Raw genomic sequence first — 15237 nt, 5'->3', positions numbered from 1 at the left:
TTTATTCACTCCACATAAAAAGCCTGGGCTGTCTGGAACAGCTCAGGCTTTAGTTTGTTTCCTTATCAGGTATTTTTTCGGCATTAGCGTTCATTTTCATAACCGTATCCATATAATGCCGCCCCCATGCATTCATTGCTTCGAGGATCGGCATTAAGCTGCACCCCTGCTCCGTCAATGAATACTCCACTTTCGGCGGGACAACCGGATACACTTCCCTGTGGATAATCATATCTTCCTCAAGTTCACGGAGCTGGTTTGTGAGTGTCTTTTGCGTGATGCCAGGAATCAATGACCGAAGCTCTCCAAAACGTTTCGTGCCTTCTTTTCCTAAATACCACAGAATCAGCATCTTCCACTTGCCGCCTATGACATCCAGGGTCAATTCTTTCTCACAATTATATGTCTTTCTGCAGGCATGTCCCATAATATGCGCCTCCATTTAAGCTCCATGCCTTCTATTTTAGAGCATATTTTCGTGATACGATATCATCCTGCTTTGCCATATATTTGCAAACCTGGCGGCTTCACAGTATCCTGCAGCACACTAAGTAAACCCAAAGTGCGTACTTACATAACGTTTTCAGTATGGTTTACAATAATCAATGTACACATAAGATTTGTCTTATGTAACGGCAGCCAGTCCCTATCGGCTGTTCAAAAAATGTAATTTGGGGGTATACAGCATGAATCGCTTTACAATTCCGCGCGATATTTACTTTGGGGAAAATGCACTTGACGTGCTTACGTCACTGGAAGGTTCAAAAGCCGCGCTCGTTATTGGCGGAAATTCTGTTAAAGAAAACGGAAACCTGGACAAGATCAAACAAAAGCTTACTAACGGCGGCATGGAAACAACCGTTATTGATGGCATCACAACAGAACCAGAAACCGATATGATTAATAAAGGTGTCGAGATCCTGAACGACTTTAATCCTGATTGGATAATCGGCATCGGCGGTGGTTCTCCGATGGACGCCGCCAAAACCATGTGGGTCTTTTATGAGCATCCTGACCTGTCATTTGAGGATGCCACCAAGCCATTTGAACTGCCTAACTTGCGAGGAAAGGCTAAATTTATCGGTATTCCAACGACAAGCGGGAGTGCCTCCGAGATCTCAAACCTGTCTGTCATCATTGAATCAGAGACAGGATTCAAGTATCCACTGGCGGACTTCGAATTAACACCTGATATCGCTGTTATTGATCCGGTCATGGTCGAATCCATGCCTAAGCATATAACAGCCTATACCGGCATGGACGCCATCACGCATACAATCGAAGCATACGTCGCCAAGCCGCGCACCATCTTTACTGACTCCCTGGCTCTCGAAGGGGCTGAAGTCCTTGAAGAAAATCTGGTGAATTCGTATAACGGTGATATGGATGCACGTGAGCAAGTACACTATGCACAAGCAATGGCAGGAATGGCTTTCGCTAACGCCGTGCTCGGAAATGCTCACAGTCTTTCACACAAAAGCGGACCGACATTCGGTATACCACACGGCTGTGCCAATGCCATCTACCTGCCGTATGTTATTCAATTTAACCGGGCTGTCGTGGAAGACCGTTTTGCCGCTTATGCCAAACGTATCGGTCTTGAGGGCACGTCAGACAGCGAATTGACAGATGCACTCATCGAATGGATCAACAGTATGAACACGCAAATGAATATTCCGCATACGCTCAAAGACTACGGCGTATCCGAGGAAATGTTCAAAGCGCATGTCGATGAAATGGCGGCACACGCTGTCGAAGACCCATGCACGGGCACCAACCCGCGCGAAACATCCACGGAAGAAATGAAGAAACTTTATGAAGCAGCATTCTATGGACAAGATGTTAATTTCTAAGCTGATCTATAGATGAGACAAGCTTTTGGCTGGCATGTCGACGGCATTGAGCCGGACGACACATGCCAGCCAATTTTATAGTTGAACCTGCTCACACCTGATGCTCCAGTCACCAAGCCTGCGATATATAAAAACAAGTCGTTCCCAAATCGAAAGCGCCCGCTTCCTGGTGCTATATTTCCGGCGTTGGTGTCGGCTCCGGATAATTTCCGTCCTGATATTTTTCATCAATCGTGCTGCGGATTTCTTTGACCGATGTCCCCTCACTGAATGCGATAACGGATTCCACCGCAATATCCAGACACGTCTGGCATTTGATGGCATGATTATCCCAGACAAGTGATCCATCAGCATTATTTTGATTGATAAAGCAGTCATAGTTGCTTGTATGGCCGAATTCACCGCACCCGCAATAGCACGGAATGGATTCCAGCAAATCCTGGTTCTGTGCGACGGCTTTATAAAGATTTTTCAGATCATCAGACGTTTCATCCAAAAAACTGGGCATTTCTGTGATAGAGCTTGTCGTTTGACGGATATCCCCATTGCTTGCATTATTCTCATGCTCTTCCTGACTTCCGCCACTTGAACAGGCACTTGCGACTAACAACAGCAACATAAAACTAAGTACAAGTGATTTTCGCAATAACAGACACTTCCTTTCCATTACGTTTATCAGCCAAGCCCACAATAATTGATATCATCATAGCACATCCTGTCCAGAAAAAGAAGAGTGACGCCAATAGAGAAAACCCCCTTGATATTAACGGCTATACCCTGTTTTCCCGGGTATGATTCGTTTAACATAGCACAACGATTAAAAGATCCTAATTATGATTAAATTTTTTGACATTTATATTTGGAATTGGTATGGTGAGTTGACTGGAGGCGAATATCATGAGTATCTATCAATTTTCAGCCCAAATGATCGACGGGCAGGAACAACCTTTGGACGCGTATGAAGGAAACGTGCTTCTGATTGTCAATACAGCCAGCGAATGCGGCTTCACACCGCAATTGGATGGTTTACAGAAACTGTACGAACAGTATAAAGATAGAGGCTTCGCTGTTTTGGGTTTCCCGTGCAACCAATTTAACAGTCAGGATCCAGGATCTGATGAGGAAATCGCCACCTTTTGCCAAAGTCAGTACAATGTCCGTTTTCCGATATTCAGTAAAATTGACGTCAAAGGTGCCAATGCGCATCCGCTGTTCACCTACTTGACAGATAATGCCAAAGGGATAGTCACCAGACAAATTAAATGGAACTTCACCAAGTTTCTGATCGACCAGCAAGGTCAGGTTCTTAAGCGTTATGCGCCGCAGACAAAGCCAGAGACAATCCAGCAGGACATCGAAAAAGCACTGCAATCCTAAAATGAGCTGCCCCTATATCAAGAGACAGCTCGTTTCATTGCTGCTATTTGAGACATTTTATCTGACTGCAAGCAGTCCTCAATTAATACGCCTTCGCCCAATAGACCATTTCTTTCGCCTCACGACCACAGCATATGCACGTGTCAGAGATGGCCTCCTGCTCAAACGGAATGCAGCGCGACGTAGCTGATGTGTCATCCTTAATCTTATCTTCACATGCCTCATCACCGCACCACATCGCTTTTATGAAGCCTGGAGACGTCTCCAGGGCCTGCTTAAATTCATCCATGTTAACCGCTGTTGTAGTGGTCTCTTGTAAATGATTCAGGGCCTGATCATACAGATTCTGCTGCACGTCTTCCAACAGAGCCGGCAGCCTTGACTCCAGTTCAGCCAATGGCACGAATTCCTTATCACCGGTATCACGGCGGACAAGCACGACTTGTTCCTTTTCAATATCTTTTGGTCCGATCTCCAGGCGAACCGGGATGCCTTGCATTTCATATTCATTAAACTTCCAGCCTGGTTGTTTATCGCTGGAATCAATATCGACGCGAACAAGCTGCTGCAGCTGATCACGAAGATCATATGCCTTATCAAGAACGCCGGGCTTGTGCTGGGCGGCTGGCACGATCATGACCTGTGTCGGTGCAATTCGTGGCGGTATCTTCAGCCCGCGGTTGTCACCATGAACCATAATCAAGGCGCCCATAATGCGGGTGGACATGCCCCATGACGTTTGATGAACCGGCTGTTCCTCACTGTTCTCATCCAGAAAACGGATATCAAATGCCTCGGCAAAACCGGTGCCTAAATAGTGCGAAGTCCCGGATTGCAGCGCTTTACCATCATGCATCAGACTTTCAATCGTTAGCGTATAATTGGCGCCGGCAAATTTTTCACTTTCTGTCTTTTTGCCGCGCACAACAGGGAACGCCAGATAATTTTCGCAAAGTTCCGTATAGATATCGAGCATCTGGCTCGTCTCAGCTTCAGCATCCTCACGTGTCGCATGAGCCGTGTGCCCTTCCTGCCATAGGAATTCCAATGAGCGCAAAAATGGCCGGGTCGTTTTTTCCCAGCGTACAACGTTGCTCCATTGGTTATACAGCTTCGGCAAATCACGATAGGAATGAACATTTTTGGCATAATAATCACCGAAGAGCACTTCAGATGTCGGCCGGACACAAATCGGTTCGCTCAATTCTTCTTCCCCGCCGTGTGTGACCCAGGCCACTTCCGGTGCGAAGCCTTCAATGTGATCCTTCTCTTTTTGCAGCATACTTTCTGGAATGAACAATGGAAAATAAACATTCGAATGACCGGTTTCTTTAAACTGTCTGTCCAGCTCATCACGAATATTCTCCCAGATCGCGAATCCGTACGGTTTAATGATCATTGTTCCGCGGACAGTCCCGTAATCAACCAGCTCCGCCTGTTTGACGACATCTGTATACCACTGGGCGAAGTCGTCCTCCATGGCTGTTATTTTTTCAACGTATTGTTTATCTTTACTCACAAAAGTCACCCCTCCTGAACATATTGATAGTGGCTGCAAGCACGCTCGTTCTACAACATCTTTGAAACGGTTCGCAGGTCTCTTGAATATAAAAAAGCCTCCGTCCTTAATAAGGGACCGAGGTCTGGTGGTACCACCCTTGTTTACAGACGTTCGTAACGGCTGCACACTTGATATCATAACGGTGATAAACCGCGCACATCTTCAGGCGAAGCCATCCCGATGGCGAACTCAAAGGCAGGTTCCCATTTTCGATCCTGGAAATTCGCACCAGCCATTTCCTCTCTGTAAAGATCTCTTAATGGTACTTATCCTTATCAGCGTTTCAACTATTGTGTTCAAATATATATGGCCTAGCCGTTAAAGTCAAGGCATGCGGTCTCAACGGCTGAAATAAGACTGCTCAAACACCGCTCCAGAAACAGATATTGTTTTCCGCGTGCGGCTGGAGCCTCCCTTAATACACGGTCGCGCCCAGTGTATTCTGAAAATGGCCAAGCGCCCAGTCATGTCCGGCTGCATTAAAACTCGCGACAGCATCCTGATAGACGACAATGTTATAGCCTTTATTATAGGCATCAATCGCTGTGTGCAGCACACAAATATCCGTGCAGACACCAACTATATGAATCTCATCAATTCCGCGTTCACGCAGCTTAATGTCCAAATCTGTACCGGCAAAAGCACTGTAGCGCGACTTATCGAAATAATAGACATTGCTTTTATGCTGATTATCCGCATATACCGATGCCAGGGAACCATACAGTTCCTGGCCTTCTGTTCCGATAATATTGTGCGGCGGAAATAGTGCCGTTTCCGGGTTATAGGTGTCCCCTTCTTCATGTGCATCAATCGCAAAGACGACAAAGTCGCCTGCAGCGATAAAATCGTTGGTGATGGATACGATAGCATTCTCGATAGCCTGTCCTGGTTTACCGCTTGTCAACTTCCCATGATCCGCTACAAAATCAACCGTATAATCCACATTAATCAACGCGCGTTTCCCCATTTATGGCACATCCTTTTCAAACTAGTTAACTGCCTGCGCAATGCTTTATGATACACCTTATTTTAACACAGACAGATTATGACACTTTCATATATCCGCCACATAAACCGATCAGCCTGGACAGACACCACATCTCATTATAACTGAACCAATCTGACTAGAGCTTATCCACTTTAATGGAATGAGTCTCCCCCTTCATACGCTGTGCCGCGTGATAAGTAGGACCTACCATATCGGTGTAGGTAAACCCATATTCAATTGCTGTCGTTACAAAAGTTTTGGCCAGACGGACGGCTTCCGGCATGTCATAGCCTTGAGCCATATAAGCCGTGATCGCGGCCGAGTACGTACAGCCAGCACCGCTCGTATTGTCTGTTGCAATCCGCGGTGCTTCGAATGCTGTCAGGGTTTCGCCATCATACAGAATGTCCACAGCCGCGCCTTCAAGTCTGCCGCCTTTAACAAGCACATACTGCGGCCCCAGATCATACAAATCGATGGCAGCTTGTTTCATATCGGCAACGGTTGCAATTTCGCGCCCGTCCAATAGATAAGAGGCTTCTGGCACATTGGGCGTAATCACATCCGCCATCGGCACCAGCCGTTTCTTTAACACATCAATTGCATCATCTGCCAAAAGCTTGGAATCAAGTTTTCCGACCATAACCGGGTCAACCACTTTAATCGGCACATCTGATGCCGCGATCAAATCAGCTGCTTTATCAATAATGTCTCTGGAAAACAGCATGCCTGTTTTGAGTGCATCCATGCCGACCTGTTTCGCAGCTGTTGAAAATTGCGCTTCGATCGCCTCAATCGTCTGCGGGTGCACATTCTTATCTGTTTCCGGATGATGCGAGACAATCGCTGTTACAATACTCATGCCATAGACATCCAGTTCCTGAAATGTTTTCAGATCGGCCTGAATACCAGCACTTCCTCCGGCTGCCGATCCAGCAATGGTTACAACGCGTTTGGGAAGATTCATTTAAGAACACCCTTTCTTTAAATTATAATTGTAAGCAAAAACCATATAATCATCGCTAATTGAATGACGGCTTTCGCAGCCGCTCCGCTGAAAAATCCGATCAATGACCCAGCAGCTGCTCTGAGAGCGTTCTGCATTGTTTTAGCCTGCATCAATTCAATAACGAACACCGTTATAAAGGGTAAAAGCAGAATGCCAAACGGCGGAATCACAAACGATCCAACTATCACAGCAATAGCTGCACCGCGTTCACCCCACTTGCTGCCGCCAAACCTATTCACGAAATAACTGTTGGCCAAGACGTCTGCACCAAGCAAAATAACTGTCAATACTGCCATCGCTGTCCAAAACGGCCAGCCAAGTTCATCAGCATTCAAAACAAAATGATAAAGCAAAAACCCGGCCCAGACAGCTAAAGGCGATGGGATAGCCGGAAACAGAATCCCAGCGAAACTCGCCATAAAGAGTGCAGCAATAACAATCCAAATTATTATTTCCATTAGTGCTGCCCCCATCCCAATAAAAATTTTGATATCTGCTGGCACAGATTCCGCAATCATTATAACACAGTCAACCTGACCACTTCGATTCCAAGTCCCTCTAACGAATCTGCTTCCTCCATAGTCAGCAGGCCAGTTTGAATCACATCCCATGTAAAACTGCTGGCGAACCAGATTTTAAACTAGTCTAATTAATTGAATATTATATCATAACCATAAATTTCAAGCATATAAAAGGAATATAAGCTATTTACGAGCAACATTCGGTATAGATAAGGACAATTCCCTCAAACGAATCTAATAACGGCTTAGTCCTAATTATCAAAAAAAATCAGGCTTGAACCGCTTTGAAAATTTATTTAACATAATTATATGACCATTTACAGACATTTCCTGACTGACTTTTATTACACGTTTTCAGTGCGGAATAGCCTATAAAGACCCGATTTTCATTTTGACTCGAGGGGGGTGGCCTGCAAAAAAGGGAATATGTCTGCAGACAGAAAGTACTAAGCGAGCAGCAAAGATAATGCTGAATCTGCTTTACTTAAACATTATGGGAGGTCATTCAAACGATGAAAAAACGTTTAGCCGTATTGATTTTTACCGCTTTAATGCTCATCCTGGCAGCCTGCAGTTCAGATGATTCCGGTGATGCCAGCGGCGGTGACGGAGATAGCGGAAGTGACGGTGACTCAAGACTTGCCAAAATTCAGGATAAAGGAACCGTTACCGTTGGATTTGCAAACGAAAAACCATATGGCTATGAAGAAGACGGCGAATTGAAAGGCGCTGCCGTTGATATTGCAACAGCCGTGTTTAAAGAACTGGGTGTGGACGATGTTGAAGGGCATCTATCAGACTATGATCAATTAATCCCTGGGCTTAACGCAGGTAAATTTGACGTGATTACCTCAGGGATGGCAATCAACCCAAAACGTTGTGAAAACGTCGACTTTGGCGAACCGGAAATGACGTATGGGGAAGGGCTGATTGTCCCAGCAGGCAATCCTAAGGACCTGCACAGTTACAGTGATATAGCTGAAACAGGCGCTTCTGTCACCATTATGTCCGGCGCAACCGAAATTGAATATGTGAAGACAGAAGGTGTTGAAGAAGGTCAGATTCAGGATGTTGCAGATATCCCAGCTACATTTTCCGCTGTGGAATCCGGCCGTGCCGACGCAACAACCGGTACTGAAATGACCGTTAAAATGGCACTTGAATCAGCCAACAATGATAATCTTGAATTTGTCGAAGACTTTGAACAGCCGGATATCGAAGGCGTTCCAAGCTATGGCGCCGCTGCTTTTAATCCGGATAATGAAAAGCTTCGCGAAGCTTATAATGAAGAATTAGCAAAACTGATTGATGACGGAACAGTTGCTGATCTGCTGGAGAAGAACGGCTACAATCCCGACACGAACGCTCCACCAGAAGATAAAACGACTGAAGCGATCTGCAGTGGTGAAAAATACTAATCTCAGCTTGATAACTCAGTAGCATATTTCGGCATGATGACTCCATAGGGTCGGACTCCCTCTCAGGGGGTCTGACCCTATTTTATTATCATCAACCGAATTCTAAGAAGGAGTGATTGTTATTACTGCCATTGCTGAGATATTTCCGACGCTTATGCAAGGTGTGAAAATAACGGTTCAAGTATTGATCGGGTCCATCATTCTTGGCTATTTGATGGCATTTATTGCTGGCTTTTGCCGCTTATCCAAAAATCCGATTATCAAATATATAACGGTCTTTTATGTTGAAGTATTTCGCGGTACGTCACTGATCGTTCAGCTGTTCTGGCTTTTTTATGCACTGCCGATCTTATTTGGCATTGACCTTGGCAGTAACTACCTCGCCGGTATTCTGGCGATCGGTTTAAACTATGGCGCCTATATGTCTGAAATTGTGCGCGGGTCCATTTTATCCGTTTCAGGAGGCCAGACAGAGGCAGCAACAGCTTTGAATATGTCGAGCTTCCAGCGTATGCGTCTGGTCATATTCCCACAAGCTCTCCGTATGATGCTTCCGGAGTTTGGTAATTATCTTATCCAGATGCTGAAGGCAACCTCGCTTGTCTCCCTGATCGGCATGACAGATATCTTATACTACGGGGACATTCTCAGGAGCAATGATCTGTCACACGCACCAACGGTTTATTTCCTAGTGCTTGTATTCTACTTCATTATGGCACTGCCATTAATCTGGCTGACCCGAAAAATGGAGGAAGCATCGAAGAAAGGGGTGACTAGCTGATGAATAGTGGCAACTGGCAATGGGATACATTCCTTGATGCTTTTCCGATGATCATACAAGGTCTTGGCATTACAGTGGGACTGACCCTTGCAACCTATTTATTTGCCCTGATATTCGGCTTCGTCTGGACTTTTTTAAATGCTATCCGGATTCGGCCTTTACACTGGCTCTTTAAGTGGATTATGGAATTTATTCGCTCAACACCACCGCTTGTCCAGCTATTTTTCATCTATTATGCCTGGCCAATGGTGCCGGTTGTGGGATTTGCTCTAAATCCGTTCGCAAGCGCTATTATCGGCCTCGGTATTCATTTCAGCACCTATATCGGCGAGGTGTATCGCTCCGGTATTGAAGCCGTTGATAAAGGCCAATGGGAAGCCTCCCGGGCCCTTAACTTTTCTGCTAAGGACAAATGGCTAAAAGTCATTTTACCGCAAGCCATACCGCCAACCATCCCGATGCTGGGGAACTATTTCATTATCATGTTCAAGGAAATTCCGCTGGCATCCACGATCGGTGTTGTCGGTATTCTGAATCTGGCAAACTCATACGGTGCCGAGCATTTCCGGTATTTGGAGCCACTGACCATTGTGGCCGTCCTGTTCCTTGTTCTGAGTTACCCATCCGCCCTTTTGATTAATAAACTGGAGCGGAAAATGAATCAGCGTTTTGATAAAAATGAGCCAACCGGCAGTAAAACGATCAACGATAAAGAAGGAGCTGCATCGTCATGACAGAACCGATTGTAAGTTATCAAGATGTTTATAAATCGTTTGGGGATACGGAAGTCCTGACAGGCATCAATCTGGATATTGAACCAGCTGAGAAAGTAGCGGTTATCGGCCCGAGCGGATCTGGGAAAACAACGATCATCCGCATGATGATGACACTTGAGGAGCCGACATCGGGCGATATTATCATTGATGGCCAGAATTTATGGAAAATGGAAAAAAACGGTGAAATAGTCCCGGCCAATGAAAACCATTTACGGCAGGTCCGCGGAAATGTCGGGATGGTCTTTCAGCATTTCAATCTTTTTCCTCACATGACGATTCTGGATAATTGTATGACAGCACCCATCCATGTGTTAAAAGCGGATAAGCAAGATGCTAAACAGTGGGCCACCGAAATGCTGGAGAAAGTCGGCCTCGGTGATAAGCTGGATCAATATCCAAACCAGCTATCAGGCGGACAGAAACAGCGTGTTGCCATGGCGCGGGCACTGGTCATGCGTCCGGACGTCATGCTGTTTGACGAGGTCACCTCAGCGCTTGACCCGGAACTTGTCGGTGAGGTTCTGGAAGTCATTCGTGACATTGCCAAGGAAGGCGAAATGGCGATGGTGCTGGTGACACATGAAATGGAATTTGCCCGTGATATCGCTGACCGTGTTCTCTTTCTCGATAACGGCGTCATCGTTGAAGAAGGACCGCCTGCAGATGTACTCGAAAACTCCAATAATGAACGGCTGCAAAGTTTCCTGCACCGGTTCCGGTCCTGAATGCATGTTAAAAAAGCTGACCCGTCCTTTACAGGGCAGGTCAGCTTTTCTCATATCTCAATTATGTCAGGGGATCTTCCCCGATAATTTTTACTTCGCGTTCAAGCGTTACGTCAAATGTTTGTTTAACCGTCGCCTGCACCGAATGGATTAAATCAATGTACTCTGTTGCAGATGCTCCGTTGCGGTTAATGATAAAGCCGGCATGCTTCAGGGATACCTGAGCACCGCCAATCTGCCGGCCCTGAAGATGGCTGTCCTGTATTAACTTACCGGCAAAGTAACCCGGCGGGCGCTTAAACACACTTCCGCACGATGGATATTCCAGAGGCTGTTTGGACTCCCGTCTATGTGTTAAGTCGTCCATCACCGTTTTAATCGCCGGATACTCACCAGCCTGCATCACAAATGTCGCTTCAAGAACAATGTAGCCATTAGCCGGGATATTGCTCGAACGGTATGCCAAATCCAGATCAGCCGCATCCAGCACCAGGAGATTCCCTTCCCGGTCAACTACAACCGCGCTTTTCAGCACATCTTTAATTTCACCATGATAGGCACCAGCGTTCATAAATAAGGCGCCACCGACAGATCCGGGAATCCCGCAGGCAAACTCAAGCCCTGTTAAAGTATGTGATAAAGCAAACTGTGACACATCAATAATCCGTGCGCCGCTCTGGGCTACAATATGCATCCCGTCCTTATGAATGGCTGCTAAGCGCCCCAGATTTAAAATAATACCGCGGATCCCGCCATCTTTTATAATCAAATTGGAACCATTCCCCAGCATCGTAAAGGGAATAGCTTCATTTAAAGCCAGTTTCACAATCGCTTGAACTTGTTCATATGTTTCGGGTGTTACATAAAAATCGGCTCTACCGCCAAGCTGTGTATACGTATGCCGATACAGCTCTTCATCCATTAAAACATTTTCCGGTGATGTAATAGCTGCCAGCTGTTCATACGTATGGCGATCATTGATCACAAACATCAATCCTTTGCTGTTCATTCCGTCTCATCGGATGTCTCCAGAAATTTATGAACCATCCGGTCAACCCGGTAATCATCATGCAACTCGCTGTGACCCAGACTCGGGTCATGAATCATTTGATAATCAAGTTGCCTGTCATCTGTTATACGCCGGATTATCGCAACACTTTCTGGTACAGCAACCGGGTCGCCCACACTGCCAATACTTAAGATCTTTAAATGATCCGGTATAGCATCCTTATTCATCTGCAGCTTCTTCAGTGCACGTGAACCAGGTTTAAGATCGTCGGCAGCCGGATCATGATTCGTTTTAAAATAGGCATCGTTGTAAATGCCGCCAAAGGGACCGCCGATAGCAATCAGTTTCCCTATGTCAGGGGATGTGGCTTTATCATGATACTGCTCAATATAATTCGTTGCCACGAGGCTCCCCATGGAATGGCTGACTAAATTAACGGTATTCATGTTAAACGTTTCTTTCATTTGGGCAAGAACCTTGGCAAGCCAGCCAGTTGTCTTCTCCACACTGGCACGATTATTACGGAAAATAACCTGAATCGACACAGGCTTCCTTACCTGCCCATTCGTCAGTTCATGGACCGTCAGTTCGCCTGTTCGAGAGACCTCATAAATCAGGGATGTCTGCCCCCAATCATATGTCTGGTCAAATCGATGCAGCATGTGGGCAAACGAATAATAGGTGCCCTTATAACCATGAACAAACACCGTTGGATGTTCTATTGTTTTGCCTGATGCTTGTGCCTTGTTCAGCGTATACAATCCGAACGCGGCACCCCCGATCAACAGGATAACCGCTACAATACCGATGATAGACTTCGCTTGCATGATCAGACCTCACTGACTAAATCTTATACCAATACAATACATTACTGTACCATATACCAGTATACCATTTACCAGCTTGTTCTGTCTTACCATTTAATGAAATTGTAAGCCATATGGAGGAATCCATCCGCGCAGTTTGCGGCAGCCAAACTGGAGCGAATAAAAAAACCAGGCTCTCATTTAGCCTGGTTTCACTGACTTATAGATTAACGGTCACATCAGCATCGTCACGAAGATCCTTAACGATTGATTGAGTTGCTTTTTGTCTATTCTGCCGTTCAACCCGTTTTTTAAGATCAGGTTTCTTCTCATCGAATGACTTTATATCTGTTTTTTCCTTGTCATCACCTTTTTGCTTGTTGATTTGTTTTTGCTGTTTCTTATATTGATCGTAAGCGTTCTTCACTTCTTTTTTCGATGGTTCAAGATCACCTGATTCCTCATCAATCAGCTTATCTAATTGCACCTGCTTCTTGACCTGGGACATAATCTTATCCTTGTCCATTCCCTGATCTTCAAGGGCTTTTACAAAGTCATCGGTCGACTCAAAATCCTTCCGCTGCTGTTTGGACAGTTCTTTCAGTGTATCATCAACTTCTTCGTCGGATACGTTATAATCACGATTATCCGCTTCCTGAGTCAGCAGTTTATTGCCAACCATACCTTCAGCTGTCTGCTTTTTCATCTTATCCTGGTCCAGATCCTTGCCGCTTATCTTAGCCCGCATAGCCATTTGCTGAAACTGGCCTTTATACGTCTTGGAAAATTCGTCTTTCTTAATTTTCTCGCCGTTGACTTTTGCCACAACATCTGGAACATCGTCTAAGTTCGGTTTAGGCATGTCCTTAGATGCTTGTTCACTCTGATTATTATCAGACGTATCTTTATCCTTATCTTTATCCGCAGAGTCATCGTCATCACCGCATGCTGCCAGTACAACAGCTAAACTTAAAGCGGCCAATAACATAATCAACTTTTTCATAAACGGCTACCCTCATTTCCATTCATTGTTCCTACATTCAAACATATTCAAGGGGGATTGTGCAAATGTCAACTTATGTGCCGTTTTCCGGAAAGGATCCTGCCAAGACAGTTTTCATAGTCGCCTATTACGATTCTGTAACAAACCGCAGCATTAATTTACGCAATTGTGCCGTAAGTAAATGCCAAAACGACTAACCCTGGGACCAGCACAAAGGTTACGAGCCCAAAGAAATGGAAGCAAGAGCTGCTGCCCTGCTTCCATTTGATCTTAATCCAATCCGTTTTCAACCTCATCGATCATTTCCTGCATCGAAAGCAAGCCGCCGCCGGAAAGGTACCATACGTTCGGATCTAAGTAAATAATATGATCATTTTTCGCTGCCGTCGTGTCATTGACAAGCTTGGTATCAAGGACCTTGCTGGCAGTCGTGTCACCGCCGATCGCTTTATCCCGGTCAATCACGAATAAATAATCCGGGTCCTGCTCAGCCACATATTCAAAAGTGACTTTCTGACCGTGCGTTGACGCTTCAATATTCTTATCGGAAGGTGTCACACCGAATACGTCGTGAATGAGACCGAAGCGTGACCCTGGGCCGTACGCACTGATCTTTCCGCCTGTTGATAAGAGAATCAAGCCTTCTTTATCATTAGCCGCTGTTTTATCCTGAAGTTCCTGTATTGATTGTTCAATAGCGCTAAGTTTTTGGTCGACCTTGTCTTCTTTTCCAAAGATTTTGCCCAGTTTCCTGGCGTTATCTTTAAACGATTCCATATAGTTGTCATTGTCAATGCCCACATAGATTGTCGGCGCGATTTTACTCAGTTCATCATAATCATCTGACTGTCGGCCAGAGATAATAATCAGTTCAGGATCTGCTTCATTGATGGCTTCAAAATCAGGTTCGATTAACGTACCAACATTGGTGTAGTCAGAATCCTCATACTTTGATAAGTACTCCGGCATGGAACTTCCCTGAGCAATCCCTTTTACGGGGACATCCAGTTTATCAAGCGTCTCTAAAGCTCCATAGTCAAACACAACGACGTTCTCCGGGTTTTTCGGAACATCTGTCTCATCCAGCTTATCGCTGATCGTAACCGTTTCTTTTTCTGAATCAGTATTATCCCCATCGTTATCTGATCCGGTAGACGCGTCCTCAGCGTTACTGCCGCAAGCTGCGAGAACCATCATTAATAGAAAAACAGATAAAAATGCTGAAAGCTTTTTAAGCATCGTCACCACTCCTTAAAGTTATATAAATCAACAAAATCTGCGACGCACCGACGTATTCTTTACCCAGTGGCTATTTCTTAGTCCCCTTCCCCTGCTGGAATGTCAAATGCCAGGATTAGCACAAATACTGATAGTGATAATCATTATCAATGTAAATTTAAAAAATAAACG

The 15237-nt window shown here is 45.4% G+C and carries 16 protein-coding genes and 1 other annotated feature; of the genes, 6 read left to right on the top strand and 10 right to left on the bottom strand.

All coding sequences use genetic code 11. From position 1 onward, the window contains the following. Positions 1 to 49: 49 nt before the first annotated feature. The gene (locus ACZ444_RS02330) at positions 50 to 427 is read right to left on the bottom strand and encodes a winged helix-turn-helix transcriptional regulator (protein ID WP_382358377.1); all 378 of its coding nucleotides are present in this window, start codon (positions 425 to 427) and stop codon (positions 50 to 52) included. Positions 428 to 686: 259 nt separating this feature from the next. On the opposite strand from ACZ444_RS02330, the gene ACZ444_RS02325 reads away from it, so the two are divergent. Further along, positions 687 to 1853: an iron-containing alcohol dehydrogenase gene (locus tag ACZ444_RS02325; protein ID WP_382358376.1), complete on the top strand. Its 1167-nt coding sequence runs from the start codon at positions 687 to 689 to the stop codon at positions 1851 to 1853. 172 nt (positions 1854 to 2025) lie between these two features. Here the strand turns inward: ACZ444_RS02325 and ACZ444_RS02320 are convergent, their stop codons facing one another. Further along, complete coding sequence (locus ACZ444_RS02320; protein WP_464433563.1) at positions 2026 to 2472, bottom strand: PCYCGC motif-containing (lipo)protein; 447 nt, start codon at positions 2470 to 2472, stop codon at positions 2026 to 2028. 278 nt (positions 2473 to 2750) lie between these two features. On the opposite strand from ACZ444_RS02320, the gene ACZ444_RS02315 reads away from it, so the two are divergent. Continuing rightward, positions 2751 to 3230, top strand: coding sequence for a glutathione peroxidase (locus tag ACZ444_RS02315; RefSeq protein WP_382358374.1), 480 nt, complete (start codon positions 2751 to 2753; stop codon positions 3228 to 3230). An 82-nt stretch (positions 3231 to 3312) separates the two neighbouring features. Here ACZ444_RS02315 and proS read toward each other — a convergent pair whose 3' ends face one another. From proS to ACZ444_RS02295, 4 genes are all read right to left on the bottom strand, one after another. Next, positions 3313 to 4710, bottom strand: a complete 1398-nt coding sequence (gene proS / locus ACZ444_RS02310) for a proline--tRNA ligase (RefSeq protein WP_382358409.1) — start codon at positions 4708 to 4710, stop codon at positions 3313 to 3315. 148 nt (positions 4711 to 4858) lie between these two features. Next, positions 4859 to 5079, bottom strand: a binding site (T-box leader). A 127-nt stretch (positions 5080 to 5206) separates the two neighbouring features. Then, positions 5207 to 5758, bottom strand: a complete 552-nt coding sequence (locus tag ACZ444_RS02305; RefSeq protein WP_382358373.1) for a cysteine hydrolase family protein — start codon at positions 5756 to 5758, stop codon at positions 5207 to 5209. A gap of 157 nt (positions 5759 to 5915) precedes the next feature. Further along, positions 5916 to 6746, bottom strand: a complete 831-nt coding sequence (gene thiD / locus ACZ444_RS02300; RefSeq protein ID WP_382358372.1) for a bifunctional hydroxymethylpyrimidine kinase/phosphomethylpyrimidine kinase — start codon at positions 6744 to 6746, stop codon at positions 5916 to 5918. A 17-nt stretch (positions 6747 to 6763) separates the two neighbouring features. Further along, positions 6764 to 7246, bottom strand: a complete 483-nt coding sequence (locus ACZ444_RS02295; protein WP_382358371.1) for a DUF456 domain-containing protein — start codon at positions 7244 to 7246, stop codon at positions 6764 to 6766. Positions 7247 to 7821: 575 nt separating this feature from the next. On the opposite strand from ACZ444_RS02295, the gene ehuB reads away from it, so the two are divergent. The 4 genes from ehuB to ehuA all read left to right on the top strand — a co-directional run bounded on the left by ehuB (position 7822) and on the right by ehuA (position 11009). Next, a complete protein-coding gene (gene ehuB, locus ACZ444_RS02290; RefSeq protein WP_382358370.1) occupies positions 7822 to 8727 on the top strand; it encodes an ectoine/hydroxyectoine ABC transporter substrate-binding protein EhuB in 906 nt (301 codons plus the stop codon). Positions 8728 to 8881: 154 nt separating this feature from the next. Then, positions 8882 to 9508, top strand: a complete 627-nt coding sequence (ehuC, locus tag ACZ444_RS02285) for an ectoine/hydroxyectoine ABC transporter permease subunit EhuC (protein ID WP_464433796.1) — start codon at positions 8882 to 8884, stop codon at positions 9506 to 9508. After that, a complete protein-coding gene (gene ehuD, locus ACZ444_RS02280; RefSeq protein WP_382358369.1) occupies positions 9508 to 10242 on the top strand; it encodes an ectoine/hydroxyectoine ABC transporter permease subunit EhuD in 735 nt (244 codons plus the stop codon). The genes ehuC and ehuD overlap by 1 nt, the downstream gene beginning before the upstream one ends. Beyond that, complete coding sequence (gene ehuA, locus ACZ444_RS02275; protein ID WP_382358368.1) at positions 10239 to 11009, top strand: ectoine/hydroxyectoine ABC transporter ATP-binding protein EhuA; 771 nt, start codon at positions 10239 to 10241, stop codon at positions 11007 to 11009. Before ehuD ends, ehuA begins: the two co-directional genes overlap by 4 nt. Positions 11010 to 11070: 61 nt before the next feature. Here the strand turns inward: ehuA and murB are convergent, their stop codons facing one another. From murB to ACZ444_RS02255, 4 genes are all read right to left on the bottom strand, one after another. After that, the gene (gene murB / locus ACZ444_RS02270) at positions 11071 to 12000 is read right to left on the bottom strand and encodes a UDP-N-acetylmuramate dehydrogenase (RefSeq protein ID WP_464433794.1); all 930 of its coding nucleotides are present in this window, start codon (positions 11998 to 12000) and stop codon (positions 11071 to 11073) included. A 14-nt stretch (positions 12001 to 12014) separates the two neighbouring features. Next, on the bottom strand, positions 12015 to 12845 hold the full coding sequence (locus ACZ444_RS02265) for an alpha/beta hydrolase (RefSeq protein ID WP_382358366.1): 831 nt from the start codon (positions 12843 to 12845) through the stop codon (positions 12015 to 12017). Positions 12846 to 13044: 199 nt separating this feature from the next. After that, positions 13045 to 13827 carry a SurA N-terminal domain-containing protein gene (locus tag ACZ444_RS02260; protein WP_382358365.1) on the bottom strand — a complete coding sequence of 261 codons (783 nt, stop codon included), beginning with the start codon at positions 13825 to 13827 and terminating at the stop codon, positions 13045 to 13047. Between the two features lie 270 nt (positions 13828 to 14097). Beyond that, the gene (locus ACZ444_RS02255) at positions 14098 to 15066 is read right to left on the bottom strand and encodes a siderophore ABC transporter substrate-binding protein (protein ID WP_382358364.1); all 969 of its coding nucleotides are present in this window, start codon (positions 15064 to 15066) and stop codon (positions 14098 to 14100) included. Positions 15067 to 15237 lie beyond the last annotated feature (171 nt).

Source organism: Lentibacillus kimchii (assembly GCF_055381965.1).
The sequence above is the reverse complement of the archived record's forward strand: the minus strand, read 5'-3'. Positions and strand labels throughout refer to the sequence as shown.